This is a genomic window from Shinella curvata, assembly GCF_022899935.1.
GTDB lineage: Bacteria > Pseudomonadota > Alphaproteobacteria > Rhizobiales > Rhizobiaceae > Shinella > Shinella curvata.
On record NZ_JALJCJ010000005.1, the window covers coordinates 557,904 to 574,270 of the forward strand.

Genomic DNA, 16,367 nt, shown 5'->3' on the forward strand with positions numbered 1-16,367 from the left:
GCGCATTTTGGAAACCTGTCGAGACCTTCCGGACCGTAACCAATGAAACGCCTCCTGCCTGATACGTTTACGCTGCTGCTTGTCGGCGCCGTGCTGCTCGCGTCCTTGCTGCCGATATCAGGCGAACCGGCGCAATGGTTCTCCATCGCCACCAATGCCGCGATCGCGCTCCTGTTCTTCCTACACGGTGCGCGCCTTTCCACGGATGTGGTGATCGCCGGCTTCCTGCACTGGCGCCTGCAACTCTTCATCCTCGTCACGACCTTCGTGGCCTTCCCGCTGCTCGGCCTCGGGCTCGGCCTGTTCTCGCCCTGGCTGATCGACCAGCCGATTTATCTCGGCCTGCTTTTTCTCTGCGTTCTACCGTCCACCGTACAGTCGTCGATCGCTTTCACCTCGATGGCCGGCGGCAATGTGCCGGCCGCGATCTGCGCGGCCTCCACGTCCAACATTCTCGGAATTTTCCTGACGCCGGCGCTCGTCGCCCTGCTGTTTTCCGCCGGCGGCCATGTCGGCATGTCCTTCGACATGGTCTGGAAGATCATGCTGCAGCTCTTCCTGCCCTTCGTCGCGGGCCAGGTGTTGCAGCCGTTCATCGGCAACTGGATCCGCTCGAAGAAGACCCTGCTCAACCCCTTCGATCGCGGCTCCATCCTGATGGTGGTCTATCTCGCCTTCTCCGAGGCGGTGACGGAAGGCATATGGCAGAAGCTTGCCATCGAGGACCTCGCCCTTCTCATCGTCGTCGATTGCCTGCTCCTGGCCGCCGTCCTCGCCATTACCAGCTTCGGCGGCAAGCTCTTCGGCTTCAACCGCGAGGACCGCATCACCGCCGTCTTCTGCGGCTCGAAGAAGAGCCTCGCCAGCGGCGTGCCCATGGCGAGCGTGATCTTCGCCGGCCAGTCTATCGGCGCCATCGTGCTGCCGCTGATGCTCTTCCACCAGATCCAGCTGATGGTCTGCGCCTGGCTCGCCCGCGTCTATGCGGAGCGGAAAAAGGGGCCGGAGGCCAGCGCCGCGCAGGCGGGCTGAGATTGGATCAGCCGGCGCTGGGAAGCAGCGCTTCGATCTTGCCAAGCAGGCGCGGCAAATCGATGGGCTTGGTGTCGAAGTCATTGCAACCGGCATCGCGGGCGCGGGCTTCGTCCACGCTCATGGCATGGGCAGTCAGCGCAATGATCGGCAGACCTGCATTGGCGGGATTGTCGCGGATGCGGCGCGTCGCCTCGCAGCCGTCGATACCGGGCAGGCCGATATCCATGAGGACGAGGTCGGGCGCGTCGGAGGCGGCCCGCATGACGGCCTCCTCGCCATCGATCGCGAAGATCACAGCGTAGCCCTTGCGCTCCAGTCGGCGCGAGAGCATGTCGCGGTTCATCTCGTTGTCTTCGACCAACAGAATTTTTGGCATGGCATCAACTCCCGTCGGCGTTCGGTGAGCGCGCGAAAAGCACGTCGCGCAGCGCCTGCGTCAATTCGACATGCGCGCCGCCCTTGCCGATGATCTGCGTGGCACGCGCACTCAAAAGCTCGCGCTCCGCATTGGAAAGGTGTTTTGCCGTGACGACAAGCACCGGCACGGCGTTCCATTCCGCTCGTCCCCGAAGTGCCGCGAGAAATTCGAAACCATTCATTTCCGGCATCTGCAGGTCGAGCAGGATGGCGATCGGCGGCGGGTTTTCGGCAAGCCAGGCCATGCCTTGCCGGCCGTTTTCCGTCAAAGCCGCGCTGCGGCCGAGCTTTTCCACCGTGCGCTGCATCAAAAGCCGCGTCGCCGCGTCGTCCTCGACGACCAGCACCGTGCCCTCCTCCCCGCCGCCGGTGAGACGCGACAGGAAATCGCTGAGTTCGCCGCGATCGACCGGCTTGGTGAGCATGGCAGCGGCCCCCAGCGTGAAGCCGAGCGCCTTTTCATTGCTGATGCTGACGATGACGACGGGAATGCCCGAAAGATCGGGATCGGATTTCAACGCGACCAGCACCGACCAGCCGTCCATCTGCGGCATCAGGATATCGAGCGTGATGGCCGCCGGGCGGTGTTTGCGCGCCATTTCCAGCGCCTGCTCACCGCTGCTGGCATAGAGCACGCGGTAGCCGTCGCGCTTCAGGTGCGAGCCGATGATGTTCATCGACGCCTCGTCGTCATCAACGACAAGCACGGACGGGCGGTCGGAAGGCTCCGCTTTCGCGGGCGTGACCTTCTCCTCCGCGGCCTCGCTGAGCGCTGCGGTCTCATCCGGATCGGGCAGCGTGAATATAAAGCGCGAGCCCTCGCCCGGATGGCTCTCAACGATGAGGTCGCCGCCGAGCATCAGCGCGAAGCTGCGGCTGATCGCAAGGCCAAGGCCCGTACCGCCGAATTTGCGCGACGTCGAACTGTCGGCCTGCGAAAAGGCCTGGAAGAGCCGGCCGAGCTGTTCCTCGTTCATGCCGATGCCGGTATCCGTCACTGTCAGAAATAGCTGCCGCTCTGCGCCCGTTCCCTGTCGTACGACGGCGAGCGTGACCGTTCCCTTGTCGGTGAACTTGCAGGCGTTGGAAAGTAGATTGAGCAGCGCCTGCTTGACCTTGGTGACGTCGGTCTCGATCGATCCGATGTCATCGGGGCAATCCACCACGAAACTGTTGCCGTTTTTGGCGGCGAGCGGCCGGATCAACGCCGCGACATCACCGACAAGCGCCGAAATGCCGAAGCGCTCCTTGTAGACCTCCATGCGGCCGGCCTCGATCTTCGAAAGGTCGAGAATGCCGTTGATGAGGCCGAGCAGATGGTTGCCAGCGCTCTCGATCTTCTTGAGGTCGGGCAGGAAGTCGCTCTGGCCTGTATCCTGCGCGTCCTCCTGCAAGATCTGCGCATAGCCGATGATGGCGTTGAGCGGTGTGCGCAGCTCGTGGCTCATATTGGCGAGGAACTCGGATTTGACCTGCGTGGCGCGCTGCGCCTCGTCGCGGGCAAGCTCCAGCTCCTCCTGCCGGCGGCGCAGCTCCGTGATGTCGACATAGACGATGGTGAAGCCGCCCTCGTGGGTGGGCCGCTCGCTGATCTGCATCCAGCGGCCGTCCCGGAAGGGAACGACGCGGGTGGCGCTGTGATCATGCGCGGCGAGCCGTGTCGCAACCCACTCGTCGAAGGGCTGTTCGAGCACGACGATGTCACGCCCGCCCGCCTCGATGACATCGCGGAACGTCGATGTGCCGGGCACGAAGGTTTCGTGGATCGGATGCATGTCGCGAAACCGCTGATTGGTGATGATCAGCCGCTCGTCCGGGCTGTAAAGCGCAAAGCCCTCCGCAATGCTTTCGATGGCGTCCTCCATCGTCCGGCGCTGGTTTTCCGCTTCACGCGTCAGCCGCTCGCGCTCCCGCTGGCCTTGTTTGAGCAATTGCAACGCCTCGCTCACCCGGCCAAGTTCATCCGCGCCGGCCGGCGGCACGGCGACATTCGTGTCGCCGTTCGTCAGCCCCCGCACGGCGGTGACGATCTCGCCGAGCGGCTTCAGGATTGACCCGAGGATGACGACCGTCAGCACCGTCCCGATGATGACGGCGGCAATCGACAGAAGCGAGGCGACATTTGCGGCCCGCTCGAACTGCAGAAGGATGTTTGCCCGCGCCGCCGCCGCCTGCCGGCCGAGATCGGCCTGGAGCGCGGCGAGCTGGTCCTCGACGCCGATGCCATACCGCCGCGCCTCTGCGAAATGTGTGTTGCCGATGACGCGCTGGTCGTCCGTATAGGCCTCGACGGCCTGGTTGGCGAGATCGTCAAACCGCTCCACCTCCTTACGGATCGCCGCAGCCTCCGTCGGGCGATATTCGGCCAGCGTGTCGAGCCGTTCGCGAAGCCGCGTGCGCGCCTCTTCGGCACGGGTTTCGGCGAGCGTCAGCAGGCTGACCGAGAGGTCGGCCTGCCAGTAACGCAGACTGTTGAAATCGGCGCGCACCTCATGCGCGACGGCGATGATCTGGGCGATGCGGTTCGCCTCGTCCTCCGAGCGCAGCGCCTCGGAAAGCTCGCTGCGGGTGAAGAGGCTGCTGCCGATGGTGGCAACCAGCAACACCGCCGCCAGCAGGACGAGACGCACGCGGATCGGCAGGCGTCGCAGCGAAAGGGCCGAACCCGCCGCAGCTGTCATTGCGGTATCAGCCCGATGCTGATCACACCGCCGAGATCGCCCTCGTGCGCGCCTTCCTTGGGATAGCCCGTGATGTCGAGTTCACCGGCCGGGTCACCGTGACAGGTCAGACAGGAGGGGGCGTAATATTCCGGCACCATCACGCGCGTCCGACGCCGGCCATCCTCTTCCACCGTCGCCGAATAGATCTGGCCCTTCGGCCAGTCGGCGGCCTCGAGATAGTCGCGGATCGCCGCAGCCTCGAAGGCATCCGGCCGGGCCTTGCGGTTGCGGATCAGCACGGGCGGCGCAGTGAATTTCATGCTGGCTTCCGTGCCGATGCGAGCCTCGAAAGCCTCGTTGACCAGGCGGGTGAAGGTGGCGGGAATGAAACCCTTGAAACCCTTGCCCTTTGCGTTGATCGTCGCCTGGTTGGCATCCATCACCGCGACCACGGCATCCATCTGCGCCTTGAGCAGCCGTCCCTCATAGGAGGCCGGATCGACCGTACGGGGATCGCGCCGGGTCGCCTTCTGGTAATTGGCGATGGCCTCCGCCAGCACGACGGCGCCGGAAAGCCCCTTGTCACCGATATTGGGATCGTTGATCCGCGCCTGATTGACGGAAACGACCGCGCGCGCCGACTGCAGCATCGTCGCGACGCTGCGCGCGATGGCAAGATCCTCCGGTCCCGCTTCTTCAGCTGAAACGCTGCCCGCAAGCAGCGGAAAAACCAGGAATGCGGCAAGGCCGCTTTTCACGAACGGGATGATGGCCGCCTCCCTCATCACAGACAGCAAACCGGCAGTACGCTGATGGAAACATAGCGCAATTCCACCGCCCGGCAATCGACAAATCAGGAAGGGCGCGTCGCCTGGGGCACGCGAACACAATTGCGTGAACGCCATCCCAAGATGTGTGTCAGAAGCGAACTTCCAGCAACGAGAAGTCGTCCGGCAAGGGGCCGGCCGCGTTGAAGGAGCGGACCCATTCATGGATATCCTGCGGGCGGCTGCCATGTGCTGCGGCCTGCTCGGCCAGTGCATCGACGCTCAGCATGGCATCGCCGGGGCCATTCACCTCAAAGGTGCCGTCACTGATGACGAGCAGGCGGTCGCCGGGCGCGATGCGGGTCACGCTGCTGTCGTAGTCCATGTCGGACAGGGCGCCGATCGCGACGCCGCCGACGGTGATGAGCATTTCATGGCCGGCACCGTCGGCGCGCAGCAGGATCGAAGGCGGATGACCGCCGGTGGCAAAACGCAGCTCTCCTGTGCTCTTTCGGTAGACGCCATACCAGATGGTGAAGAACATATTGTTCTGCTTTTCCATCGGGAAGGTGTCGTTGAGCGCCTTCAGCACGGTCGAGGGATCCCGGAAATCAGCGTTTGCCAGCGCCGAGGCCCTGAGCACGTTGATGACGGTGACGGAAAGCAGCGCCGCGCCGACCCCGTGGCCGCAGACATCGAGCAGGTAGATGGCGAAATGATCGTCGTCGATCCAGTGATAGCCGAACGAATCGCCGCCGAGTTCCGTGGAGGGCACGAGCAGCCAATCGGTCGCCGGGCTGGCCGCACGCTTGTCCGGCAGGATGGAGAAGACGTAGCGGCCGGCGTCATTCAGTTCCGCGTCCAGGCGCGCCTGCGTGCTTTCCAGCAGCAGGTTCTGCTCGGCGAGCTGATCCTCCACCGCCTCACCATGCTCGATCATCGCTTCGTAGAGCAGCTTCAGATCGTCGTATTCGGCTTGCAGTTGCGCAAAATCGAGACGCAGCTGGGTGACTTCGGCGGTCTCCGCGCTTTCGCTGGATCCTGAAGAAGCAAGGCTTGGGTTTGACGAATCTTTCATGATTGTATGGAAAGGTTCCGGCTGGAGTTCGAAGGGGACGGCGCAACCACCGATATCATATCGCGTAAGCCGGCCTCGCTGGCCACCTCTGCGCTTGTGCCGGCACTTCGGACATTACATAGTCTATTCGCGAAAGATAGAGCGTGCGACCGCACGCCCGTTTGCGGGATCATAAGGCAGGGGCCAATGGATCTGGGGGCAGCATCAACGGGAGCCGGCGAATATGCCGAGCTTCTCGAATTTGACATGGACATGGACGGCTTTGCCTCCAACTGGGCGTATTGCGACCGGGTATCGACCTATTTCGCGCGCATGATCAGCCACAACCGCAGCGACTCGCTGCTGTATTCCAACCTGTTCTCCTCCGCGCTCAACGAATTGCTGGAAACCGTCTACCGGCTGCACGCCCCATCGGGCAGGTTCGTCTGCTCGGTTGCGCGCAAGGCGGCGAGCGAACGGATCGTTCTTACCGTCCCGGTCGACGCACGAACGGCCGAATTCTATCGCGGCGCCGTGAGGGTGCTCAACGAGGGCGACGTCGCCTCGCGCTACCACAATGCGCTCTTCACCGATGGTCCGCTTCAACCCAATATCGGCCTCCTGGAACTCGCCGTCGACTATGCCGCGCGCTTCTCCATAGAACCGGCCGACGGAAACGCCATCCGCCTCATCGCAGATCTCAAGCTGGAGGAATCCGACGCATGATCGCCGACACGCTTGTCCAGACCTATAAGGTTTCCTTCGACGACAACAATCAGGAGTTCGCGCTTTCCGGCTCGCTGCGTCCCGAACGGGGCGCCGAGATGGAGGCCTGCATCCGCCTGCTTGAAACGTCGATCGCTTCGATACGCGGCACGTTCTACATCAATGTGAAACGCCTGGTGCGGCTCAACAATGTCGCTTTCCACGCCCTTGCCGGCGCGCTTCTGAAGGCGGCAGACGAGCGGCCGGACGTGAAGATCTCGATTATCACGTCAAGCGTCATCGGCTGGTCGACGAAAAAATTCGGCACGCTGACGGCCAAGAACCCGCGCATCGTCGTTGAGGAGTATGACAGCGAGTTCTATCCGGGCCAGTCCTTCCTCGAAGAGGGCGGCTTCGTGCCGGTGTTGCGCACGCAGACGAAGCTGACCTGGAAACACGAGCGCTCCATCCTGCCGCGCCATGGCCTGACGCCCGGCGTGACGATGGCCGACATCTGCTGCGGCATCGGCGATTTCGCCGTACTGGTCGCCAAGGAATTCGCCCCCTCGCGCATCGTGGCGCTCGACCATTCGAAGTCGAGCCTCGCCTATGCGCGCCAGGTCGCCAGCGAGTTCGACATCGGCGGCATCGAATACATCTATGGCGACGCCGCCGAAATGCTGCTGGAGGATGGCCAGTTCGACTTCGTCTCCTGCCGTCATGCATTGCAGATCTTCAACAAGCCGGAAATGATCGTCAGCGAACTGGTGCGCATCTGCAAGCCGGGCGGCCGGGTCTATGTTTCCAACGAAAAGATCTCCCAGTGCCTCGGCGAGCCGCGCGGTCCCTCCATCCAGTGGACCTACGAACAGCTTTCCAAGCTCTTTGCGGATTTCGACATGGACCTGGAGTTCGGTCCGAAAAGCTATCAGGCCCTGCAGAAGGCAGGCCTCGAGGACATCCGCATCGAAAGCTTCATGGTGACCAACCGCGACGGCGATGCGCAGGCCTTTGCCGACATGGTCATGGCCTGGGAAGAGATGTTTGCCGGCGGCATGTGCGAAAAGCGCGGTGACGATGCCGCCTTCGTCGAAAAATTCCGCCGCGGTTTCGAGGATCATATCGCCGCAGCACTGCATCCGGGCGGCTATGCCGGTTGGCCGGTCTGGGTGGCCTCGGGGCGCAAGCCCCTATGAGCGACGTCGCGGAAACCAACCCCTCGCGCTGGGGGTTCTCCCTCACCTCTTTCCGAGCGAAGTTCGTTCTGGTCGTCGGCGGTGCCGTGCTGGTGGATCTGCTGGTCGCCGGCGGCATCGCGCTGTGGAACGTCAACCGTCTTTCCACCAATGCGATGGATGAAGTCGGCCGCGGCCTGGAAAAGGCGAATATCGAATACCTCCAGAACTACATCGAAACGACGGTCGAGCGCACCGACCTGCTGCTCGAGCGGTATCATTCGGAGGTAAGCGGTCTTGCCGGGTCCATGCAGACCCTGATGGACAACCCCTCGCTCTATGACAAGCTCGGCGAGCAGTTGCAGGGCGACGGCAAGCTAACGACGCCGCTCACCTACAACCAGGCCGGAAACTGGTGGCAGAACCAGCCGGGGGAAGCCTCCGCCGTTACCGTCTGGGGCTATCTGCTCGACGACAACAAGCAGCCGACACCCGAGGCCATGAAGACCGTGCGCGACAGCGCCGCCTTCAACCTCGTCGGTCCGAGCTTCCTTTCCGCCGGCCCGCCGAAGCTGCAGATGTATTACATCGGCCCGCGCGAAAACCCGATCCTCCGCTCGACGCCCTATAACGACCAGGGTTCCGTCTTCGACAAGGTCTATCCCGGCCACAACCAGACGAACTGGTGGGACTTCTATTTCCCCGGCCTCTATGAAACCTGGCAATCATGGCTTGCCAACCCGTCCGAGCGCCCGGTCGACAGCCCGATCACGATGCTGTCGCCCTATCTCGACGGTATCACGGGCAAGATCATCGTCAGCTTCTTCCAGCCGCTGACGACACCCGACCGCAAGGAGCTCAACGGCATCGTCGGCGTGGATCTGACGCTCGACCAGCTTGCCGACATCGTCAAGAGCGTGAAGATCGCCGAGACCGGCTTCGCCTTCCTCACCATGTCGAACGGCAACGTTCTGGCCGTCACCGAACAGGGCGAGAAGACTCTCGGCCTCAAGATCAACAACGAGGCCGGCTTCGACCGCCGGCTGGCTCATAGCAGCCAACCGGCGCTCGCCTCGCTTGCCATGCCCTCCGACAAGGAAACCGTGCTCACCACGCTGACGCTGAAGGAGAACGGCGAGGACGTGCCCTACGTCGTGCTCATGAAGCAGCTCGACGCCGAAAACCTCTATACCGGCAAGGTGCCGGTCACCCGTGAGGTCATGTCGCTGGGCTTCATGGTGCCGGAGCACGAAATCTACGCCTCGCTGATCGCGGCCAAGGAAGGTATTTCCGACGAGACGCGTCAGGTCGTGAGCTGGCAGATCGGCACGGTCATCCTGTCGCTGCTCGTCGTGCTCTCGGCCGTCTTCGCCATTTCCGGCCGCATTACCGCCGGCCTCAGGGCGCTAGCGGATGCCGCGCAGCGGCTGCAGAACAAGGACTATTCGGTACGCGTCGCCATTCCCGCGCGCGACGAGGTGGCCGCCGTGGGCGTGGCTTTCAACCGCATGGCGGAAGAGATCAGCTACCATACGGAAAACCTTGAAAACCTCGTGGCCGAGCGCACGAAGGCGCTTGAAACCGCCAATGGCGAAATCAACGCGCTGAACGCAAAGCTGAAAAGCGAAAACCTGCGCCTCGGCGCCGAACTCGACGTCGCCCGGCATATCCAGATGATGGTCCTGCCGAAGCGCGACGAGCTGGACGAGATCAAGGGCATCGATGTCTCCGGCTACATGGAGCCCGCCGACGAGGTGGGTGGCGACTATTTCGACGTGCTGCATGACGAGCGTCGCATGAAGGTCGGCATCGGCGACGTCACCGGCCATGGCCTGGAAAGCGGCGTGCTCATGCTGATGGTACAGTCCGTGGCTCGCGCATTGCAGGAACAGGGCGACGAGAATCCGCGCGAATTCCTCGAGGTCCTGAATCGGGCCGTCTTCAAGAACATCCAGCGCACCAAGACGGACAAGCATCTCTCGCTTGCCTTCCTCGACTACGAGGACCGCAAGATGACGCTTTCCGGCCAGCACGAGGAAGTGCTCGTGCTGCGCGACAATGACGAGGTCGAGCGCATCGATACGATCGACCTCGGCTTCCCCATCGGCCTTGAAAGCGACATCGGTCCGTTCGTCGGCACGCACGAATTCCCCTTCGATTCCGGCGACGTCATCGTGCTGCACACGGACGGCGTCACCGAGGCGGAAAATCCGGCGGGCGAGCTGTTCGGCTTCGACCGGCTGTGCGAGAGCGCCAGACGGCACCGCCAGAAGGATGCCGACGCGATCAAGGACGGCATCATTTCCGACCTGATGGCCCATATCGGCACGCAGAAGATCCACGACGACATCACGCTCGTCGTCATGAAACACAGGTAACGCGATGGAAGCAACATTCGGACAGGTGGACCTCACCAACGGCGCCGACGCGCTGCAGAACCGCATCCGTCTTGCCGACGGCCCGCTCGAACTCGCCTGGCAACATTGCGGCGTGACGTCGGAATTCCTCGGCGATTTCTTTGCCCTGCGCCGCGCGGCGGAGGGCGGCGACTACAACGAGGCGCGCCACAGTATCGGCTACCTTACCAACGAACTGCTCGAGAACGCGGTGAAATTCCGCCGCGGCGCAGACATCACACTGGAGGCATCGCTGGAAGGCAGCTCGTTCGAGATCCGTATCAGCAACGTCATCACCAGCGAGACCGCGGGCCGTTTCCAGGCGCTGCTGGCCGACCTGACGACGCGCGATCCGGGCGAGCTTCTGATCGAACGTATCGAACAGAACGCCGAGAACATGGAATCGAGCGGTTCGGGACTTGGCCTGCTCACCCTAATGAGCGACTATGGCGCCCGTCTCGGCTGGCGCTTCCAGCCGGCGGCAGGTACGGATGTCCTGCGCCTCGACACCTACGCCGCGCTCGACATCGTCTGAGCGGACATCACCGGGAGTTTATTACAGAAAATGGAAATCAAGACCAACGAATACCGGGTTTGGAGCGAGGGTGCGACGATCCACTACGAAGGCACGATGCGCCTTTCCGGTACGGAAGCCTATGCGCCCATCCTCGATCTGATGCAGCAGGTGCTGAACGACAAGCCGGACACCATCACGCTCGACCTGTCGAGCCTGGAATTCCTGAACAGCTCCGGCATCAACCTGCTCGCCAAATTCACCATCGACGTGCGCAAGCAGCCGGGCATCGGCCTGATGGTCAAGGGCAGCACGCAGATCCCGTGGCAGTCGAAGTCGCTGCCGAACCTGAAGAAGCTGCATCCGGCGGTCAATCTGGTCATCGCCTGACGGTCAGGCGCCGCACGAAATCGGCGGCGGCGGGACGCCCCGCCGCAGACCCCAGCCCGGCTTTGAGCAAGCCGGCAAGAGCGGGATCGTCCCGCACACACGTCGCCGGCATTGCGAAAGCCGGGGGCTCTCCCGCCCGCCTGAGACGCAGCACCGTATCCGCATCCCCCGCATAGGGCTTTTCTCCCGTCAACAGAAACAGACCGAGCGCCGAGAAGGACCAGATATCCGCCGCAGGCCCGACGGCTCCGCCAAAAAGCTGCTCCGGCGCCATCCATGCCGGGGTTCCGGACAGTTCCGCTTGCTGGAGATCGTCGTCCGGAGTGCCGGCAATGCCGAAATCGATGAGAACAGGCGTCGCGCCGCGAAACAGCACATGCGCCGGCTTGATGTCGCGATGGACGATGCCTCGCGCGTGAATGAACGCGAGCGCATCGGCAAGCGCCAGCAGAATGGCCCGCACCGCAGCAGGGTCGAGGCCCCGATGTTGGAGAGACCGGGCCTCCAGCGCGTCGAAGGCGATCCAGTCGTCGCCTTCGGCAAGCAGCCGCGGCAGGGAGGGGTGCCGCAACAGACGTGCGAAACGGCGTTCCCGCTCGAAGCGCCTGAGCGCGATGATATCGCCTGCATCGGCGAGGCGCTTGACAACGGTCTGGTCCCCACCCGCCGGGCGATAGACCAGCACCGGGCCGCTCCCGCGCAGGATCTCGCCGGCGTCAGGCGCACCGGCCATGATCAGATAGCTCCGACCCGCCGCCACATCGGCAGGGCTATGGTCAGGATGAGATCGACGTTCTCCCTGATGACGGCAAGCACCTCCGCCTCGTCTTCGATGGGCACGCCCTCGTTGCGCAACTTGTCGCCGCGCGCCTCAAGCAGCGTCCGGATAGCCTTCGTGACGGCATCCGCTTCCGGCGCGACACCGTCGAGCAGCACCTCATAGGCCAGCATCTCGAAAAGCCGCACCGTGATACCGGAGCCGAGCCCGGCAGCGGCAAGCGCGCAGACGGCCCGGCCCTCATCGGCGCAGATGGCAAGATGGGCGCGATTGTAGCGTCGCACCGCCGCGATCGCCGCCTCGCTCTCGGCGTTGGGCAAGGCCATCGCCTGGCGCGAGCCGATCAGCATGCCCAGAACCTCGCGTTCCGTGGCGCTGGATCCATCCGCCTCGGGCAGGCTGCGCAATTCGCCGATCGTCATCGGCTTCTCGACAAGTGCCCGCAGCGCGGGGCCATAAAAGCTCTCGTTCAGAGTCGCCTCGCCGACCGGCACCTTCACCGAAAGTTTGATCGCCGACGGTGGAACGACGAGGCAGAGGCTTCGCGCCGCCAGCCGTTTTTCCAGCCGCCGCGCCGCAATCGGGCGCGGCCCGCGCATATAGATGTCGCGGCGGAAACTACGGACGAGGAAATAGTCCCGCGCGGTTTCTGCATAGGATGCGGGGAAACTTTCGACCAGACGACGCTGCTCGTCGGTCATGGAAAGATCCGGATAGTTCTCGAAGAGATTGGCCGTCGCCACAAACGAGAGTTTTGCTTCCGCGAGGTCCTGGGCGACATCCACCTGATAGCAGGGCGACCAATGGGCGTTGAGATACTCGTGGCTGAGATAGGCGGTGCCCTCGCCACGCTCCTTGTCGAGCTTGTCCAGCATTTCGACCGGGATCATGTCGGCACCGGCGTCGGTGAAGGCGCGGGCGATATCGAGCGCCTTCATGACGCGCCGGTCACTGCGGTCGGTGTCGAGCGAGGCGGCAAGACGCAGAAGCCGCTGCATCGGCATGGAGGGCGTCCAGCGCGGCAGGGCATTGTAGGTCACGTAGAACAGCCCGCCGGGCTTGAGATATTTGGCCGCGAACGCGGCGATGTAGCGGCGGTTCTCCGAGCTCACCCAGCTCCAGACGCCATGCGCCGCGATATAGTCGAACATCGGCAGGTCGCCGGGTTTTCCACCTGCCAGGTCCTCGAAGGAGGCCTCCTCCAGACGAATGTTGCCGACACCGCCAGCCGCCGCCAGCGCACGGCCACGCGCGATATGCGCCGGATTGAAATCGAAGCCCCAGACATCGGCCTGCGGGTTGGCGGCAGCGATGGTCAGTGCCGTCTCACCGACGCCACAACCCAGTTCGCAGTAGGAGAAGGGCTCCCCCTCGCCGACCGGCGGCTCCACGCCGCGCAGAAGACAGGCGACATCGAGATGGGCAGGCGTCTGCTCGGCATAGAAGCCGGGCAGATATTCAATGTCGGAGACGTAGCCTTGCGTCCAGTCGTTCATGGGCAGTCCTGTCAGGTAAGATGCGGCGGCGGGCGGAAAGCGACGGTGGCGGGAGCTGTGCGCGGACGCGCCTGATGGAGCCAGGTGTTCCAGCCGAGACGGCTCGCCTTCGGTGCTTCGCGGCTTCCGCCAAGACGAAGGCTGGGCACCTGCTCCGGCCTCAGCTCGAGGCGGATGTTGAACATCTTGTCGGCACCGAGCGCGCTGGCGGCGAGATCCGTCAGCAGCCGCGATCGGCGACCATCCGGCAGCAGCGCGCGAAAATCGGGATAGTCCAGCGCCTCGACATGCAGCGTGACGGCGGACTGGATATCGAAGGTCTTCACGCCGATCACGGCATCGTCGCCGAGCCGGGCGAAGGCGCCGCGCGGCTGGGCGCGATCCGGAAGGCGCGTGCGGTCGGAAGGCGCGATCGGATACCATTCGCCGGCAAATTGCTCGACGCGCAGCCTGTGGCCGAGCGCGCCCGCCAGCGCCCGCTCGATGGCAACCGCCGAACGGCCCTGACGCCCCAGAAGCCCGCCGAAGAAGACAAAGGTGTGGTCGCCCACCCCGGTTCGGTTCGTCATGGCCGGCAAGCCGAGGCCCACGATGGATTTCAACGCATGGTCGATCGTAGCCGGCACCCCCACCTGCGCCGTCCGCTCGCGCTCGATAACCGGGCGATACTTGGCCCAGGCGTTGAACAACAGGCCGGACAGCCTGTTGTTGAAGACATCGAAGAATTCGCGCAGGGCGAAATTGCGCTCTCGCACGCTCATCTGCACGAGCTCGCTCAAGGCATGGGGCAGCACACCCGAGGGACCGGTGAGGCCGACCAGCGTCTGCGTCATCTCCACAGGGCCACCACCACGCGGCCGGCGCACCGAAAGCACTTCCGCCGAGGCGAAACCGAGGGGCACCGACGAGCGGATTTTCAGCGTTGCACGCTCCGGATCGACCCCCTGCCCCACCGGATCGACCGGCGGATGGGCAAGGTCGCGTCCCTCCCGCGCGCCAAGCGCCTCCAGCAGCCGGACCATCTGGAACAGCTCGAAATCCTGCGGCGCATCGAAGGCCCGCGAGATCAGAGAAGAATGCGATCGCCTGCCCGTGCCGGCCATGTCTTCAGCTTTCCGCTTCGCCCCCGAACGAGGGCGGTGAGCCGCGAGAATGAGTTGACGCTCGCATAGAGGCCAAGGAAGCGCTCGACTATGCTTGCCATGAGAAACACGCCGTTGCCGGAGAAATTGCTCTCCTCGAAGGTCATGGTGACATCGACGCCGCGGCAGAAAGCGCTCTGGCCGAAGCTTCTGACGCGCGCGGTGCCGCTCTGCGACGACAAGGCCGTGATACCGTCGATCAAGGCTCGCGTTTCCGCCGAGTTGCGGAAATCGTAAAGCAGCAGGATTTCCTTCAGCGCCTCCACCCCGCCATCCGAGACCAGGGAGAGATGGTTGAGCGCAAGATGCGAGATCAGCCGCCAGCGCCCGCCCTGGCCATAATCCGGCCGGATCGTCGCGGTCGGTACGGTCAGGAGCCGCATCGCCTTCATCATCGGCACGGGCTCGACCATACGCAATTGCGGCTGGCCGCCGCCGAAGGGCAGCCGCTCCGGCCGGTTGCGATTGAGGCAGAGCGTTTCGACCGACAGAACGTCGTCGGACAGGCCTTTCGGATTGAACTGAGGATCGGAGAGCGAGAGGAACACCTCGCTGCCGGGATTTTCCTCCTCGGCCGGCCGCCGATGCGAAAGCCACCAGACGGCCGATTTTTCCTCGCCCAGCGCCTCATCGGCATCAACGCCATGGCGGATGCCATAGAAGGGCGACAGCGTCCGCTCGTCGCCATCGGCGGTGACGGTGGAGACGGTCTCGATGCCATAGACCTCCAGCGCATGCAGCCGCCGGCTGTCCGGCACGACGCGATACTCCGTCACGGTCTGGTCGAGCTTGATCGGTTCGGCCGTCTGCGGGAAAAGGTTGACGATCGGCGTGCATCCGAGCGCGAAGGCCGCCGCCGTCAGCGAACGCTCCAGCGTCGGCGCGGCACGGTTGAGATAAAGGAAGACATCGAGCGTGCGTCCCTTGCCGGCAAGCTTTGCCGCCTCCGGAAACGCGAGATCGACGAACAGAAACTTTTCCGGAAAGGCGAAGTATTCCGTCAACAGCCGGTAGGCGGGATGCGAAGCCTGCGGGTAGGGCAGCAGGTTTTCCTCCGGCCCAAAACCGCCGGGCGACAGCGCGGAAGCATCGAGCACCGCCGGCGTGCGATCGTTCGCCCCCTCGGCGAAGGCGACAGCCACCACATCGTTGAGCAACAGTTCGTAGAGCGGATAGACCAGCTGGGGCTGGCCGCGCAGGAAGAAACGCAGGCGCCCCGGGTTATAGCTCGCGAAGGTCAGATCCTCGCCGGCCATTTCCAGCGTCAGGCGCAGGCAGCCCGCCGCATTCTGCGCCTGCGGTGTTTCGGGCGCGGTGATCGGACGGCCGGTCAATGTGGCCGCGCGCACGGCGACCGGATGCAGCGTGACGTCGAAGGCGGTGGAGAAGCGGCAGCGCTCGCCATCGACCGGCTCGGTGTCGAGGAGCGTGGCGGATGGCACATGATGGGGTTCGGCAAGCTCCGCTTTCGGGTCGAGCTGGAGGATGGACATCGAGGGGATCGGCCGGTCGAAATGCGGATAGAGGATACCGAGCATCGCATTGGTCAGCTCGGGAAAATCGTCGTCCATCTTCTGCCGCACGCGGGCGGTGAGATAGGCGAAGGCCTCGATCAACCGGCCGACATGCGGGTCCTCGATGGCATCCTCGGAAAGGCGCAGCCTGCCGGCAATGCGCGGGTTTTCAGCCGCAAAGGCCGCCGCCGCCCGGCGGATGCTGAGCAGTTCGCGATTGTAGTGGACGAGCAGATCATCCGACATGGGCTGGCCGTTTCCCTCTCAAAAGCCGCCTTGCCGATTCGAACCGGGCGCGCCAAGACGGTTTCATGGACG

At 63.8% G+C, this 16,367-nt stretch carries 14 protein-coding genes; 6 read left to right on the forward strand and 8 right to left on the reverse strand.

What is annotated here, in order from left to right; genetic code table 11:
* The first annotated feature begins 42 nt into the window (after window positions 1–42).
* On the forward strand, window positions 43–1,032 hold the full coding sequence (locus MUU55_RS20660) for a bile acid:sodium symporter family protein (RefSeq protein ID WP_244762644.1): 990 nt from the start codon (window positions 43–45) through the stop codon (window positions 1,030–1,032).
* A gap of 7 nt (window positions 1,033–1,039) precedes the next feature.
* Here MUU55_RS20660 and MUU55_RS20665 read toward each other — a convergent pair whose 3' ends face one another.
* The 4 genes from MUU55_RS20665 to MUU55_RS20680 form a co-directional block, all read right to left on the reverse strand.
* Window positions 1,040–1,411 (reverse strand): response regulator, encoded by a 372-nt coding sequence (locus MUU55_RS20665; RefSeq protein ID WP_244762645.1) that lies wholly within the window; start codon window positions 1,409–1,411, stop codon window positions 1,040–1,042.
* Between the two features lie 4 nt (window positions 1,412–1,415).
* Window positions 1,416–4,133 carry a response regulator gene (locus MUU55_RS20670; RefSeq protein WP_244762646.1) on the reverse strand — a complete coding sequence of 906 codons (2,718 nt, stop codon included), beginning with the start codon at window positions 4,131–4,133 and terminating at the stop codon, window positions 1,416–1,418.
* A complete protein-coding gene (locus tag MUU55_RS20675; protein ID WP_244762647.1) occupies window positions 4,130–4,900 on the reverse strand; it encodes a Tll0287-like domain-containing protein in 771 nt (256 codons plus the stop codon). The genes MUU55_RS20670 and MUU55_RS20675 overlap by 4 nt, the downstream gene beginning before the upstream one ends.
* Window positions 4,901–5,033: 133 nt before the next feature.
* Window positions 5,034–5,960: a PP2C family protein-serine/threonine phosphatase gene (locus MUU55_RS20680; RefSeq protein WP_244762648.1), complete on the reverse strand. Its 927-nt coding sequence runs from the start codon at window positions 5,958–5,960 to the stop codon at window positions 5,034–5,036.
* Between the two features lie 186 nt (window positions 5,961–6,146).
* On the opposite strand from MUU55_RS20680, the gene MUU55_RS20685 reads away from it, so the two are divergent.
* The 5 genes from MUU55_RS20685 to MUU55_RS20705 are packed head-to-tail and all read left to right on the forward strand — an operon-like array spanning window position 6,147 to window position 11,119.
* Complete coding sequence (locus tag MUU55_RS20685; protein ID WP_244762649.1) at window positions 6,147–6,665, forward strand: ubiquinone biosynthesis methyltransferase UbiE; 519 nt, start codon at window positions 6,147–6,149, stop codon at window positions 6,663–6,665.
* On the forward strand, window positions 6,662–7,840 hold the full coding sequence (locus MUU55_RS20690; RefSeq protein ID WP_244762650.1) for a class I SAM-dependent methyltransferase: 1,179 nt from the start codon (window positions 6,662–6,664) through the stop codon (window positions 7,838–7,840). The genes MUU55_RS20685 and MUU55_RS20690 overlap by 4 nt, the downstream gene beginning before the upstream one ends.
* Entirely contained in the window at window positions 7,837–10,197 is a 2,361-nt protein-coding gene (locus MUU55_RS20695) for a SpoIIE family protein phosphatase (protein WP_244762651.1), read from the forward strand. The genes MUU55_RS20690 and MUU55_RS20695 overlap by 4 nt, the downstream gene beginning before the upstream one ends.
* Before the next feature lie 4 nt (window positions 10,198–10,201).
* On the forward strand, window positions 10,202–10,750 hold the full coding sequence (locus tag MUU55_RS20700) for a slr1658 superfamily regulator (RefSeq protein ID WP_244762652.1): 549 nt from the start codon (window positions 10,202–10,204) through the stop codon (window positions 10,748–10,750).
* Window positions 10,751–10,780: 30 nt separating this feature from the next.
* Window positions 10,781–11,119, forward strand: a complete 339-nt coding sequence (locus MUU55_RS20705) for a slr1659 superfamily regulator (RefSeq protein WP_244762653.1) — start codon at window positions 10,781–10,783, stop codon at window positions 11,117–11,119.
* Here MUU55_RS20705 and MUU55_RS20710 read toward each other — a convergent pair.
* The 4 genes from MUU55_RS20710 to tssF are packed head-to-tail and all read right to left on the reverse strand — an operon-like array spanning window position 11,109 to window position 16,295.
* Window positions 11,109–11,852 (reverse strand): protein kinase domain-containing protein, encoded by a 744-nt coding sequence (locus MUU55_RS20710; RefSeq protein ID WP_244762654.1) that lies wholly within the window; start codon window positions 11,850–11,852, stop codon window positions 11,109–11,111. The genes MUU55_RS20705 and MUU55_RS20710 overlap by 11 nt on opposite strands.
* Before the next feature lie 2 nt (window positions 11,853–11,854).
* The gene (locus MUU55_RS20715) at window positions 11,855–13,393 is read right to left on the reverse strand and encodes a methyltransferase regulatory domain-containing protein (RefSeq protein ID WP_244762655.1); all 1,539 of its coding nucleotides are present in this window, start codon (window positions 13,391–13,393) and stop codon (window positions 11,855–11,857) included.
* An 11-nt stretch (window positions 13,394–13,404) separates the two neighbouring features.
* Window positions 13,405–14,496, reverse strand: a complete 1,092-nt coding sequence (gene tssG / locus MUU55_RS20720) for a type VI secretion system baseplate subunit TssG (protein ID WP_244762656.1) — start codon at window positions 14,494–14,496, stop codon at window positions 13,405–13,407.
* Window positions 14,460–16,295, reverse strand: coding sequence for a type VI secretion system baseplate subunit TssF (gene tssF, locus MUU55_RS20725; protein WP_244762657.1), 1,836 nt, complete (start codon window positions 16,293–16,295; stop codon window positions 14,460–14,462). The genes tssG and tssF overlap by 37 nt, the downstream gene beginning before the upstream one ends.
* Window positions 16,296–16,367 lie beyond the last annotated feature (72 nt).

Coding starts and splice junctions, on each gene's coding strand:
- MUU55_RS20690 (WP_244762650.1), top strand. CDS start 6,662: ATGATCGCCGACACGCTTGTCCAGACCTATAAGGTTTCCTTCGACGAC.
- MUU55_RS20665 (WP_244762645.1), bottom strand. CDS start 1,411: ATGCCAAAAATTCTGTTGGTCGAAGACAACGAGATGAACCGCGACATG.
- MUU55_RS20705 (WP_244762653.1), top strand. CDS start 10,781: ATGGAAATCAAGACCAACGAATACCGGGTTTGGAGCGAGGGTGCGACG.
- MUU55_RS20680 (WP_244762648.1), bottom strand. CDS start 5,960: ATGAAAGATTCGTCAAACCCAAGCCTTGCTTCTTCAGGATCCAGCGAA.
- MUU55_RS20670 (WP_244762646.1), bottom strand. CDS start 4,133: ATGACAGCTGCGGCGGGTTCGGCCCTTTCGCTGCGACGCCTGCCGATC.
- tssG (WP_244762656.1), bottom strand. CDS start 14,496: ATGGCCGGCACGGGCAGGCGATCGCATTCTTCTCTGATCTCGCGGGCC.
- MUU55_RS20710 (WP_244762654.1), bottom strand. CDS start 11,852: ATGGCCGGTGCGCCTGACGCCGGCGAGATCCTGCGCGGGAGCGGCCCG.
- MUU55_RS20715 (WP_244762655.1), bottom strand. CDS start 13,393: ATGAACGACTGGACGCAAGGCTACGTCTCCGACATTGAATATCTGCCC.
- MUU55_RS20660 (WP_244762644.1), top strand. CDS start 43: ATGAAACGCCTCCTGCCTGATACGTTTACGCTGCTGCTTGTCGGCGCC.
- MUU55_RS20695 (WP_244762651.1), top strand. CDS start 7,837: ATGAGCGACGTCGCGGAAACCAACCCCTCGCGCTGGGGGTTCTCCCTC.
- MUU55_RS20700 (WP_244762652.1), top strand. CDS start 10,202: ATGGAAGCAACATTCGGACAGGTGGACCTCACCAACGGCGCCGACGCG.
- MUU55_RS20685 (WP_244762649.1), top strand. CDS start 6,147: ATGGATCTGGGGGCAGCATCAACGGGAGCCGGCGAATATGCCGAGCTT.
- tssF (WP_244762657.1), bottom strand. CDS start 16,295: ATGTCGGATGATCTGCTCGTCCACTACAATCGCGAACTGCTCAGCATC.
- MUU55_RS20675 (WP_244762647.1), bottom strand. CDS start 4,900: ATGAGGGAGGCGGCCATCATCCCGTTCGTGAAAAGCGGCCTTGCCGCA.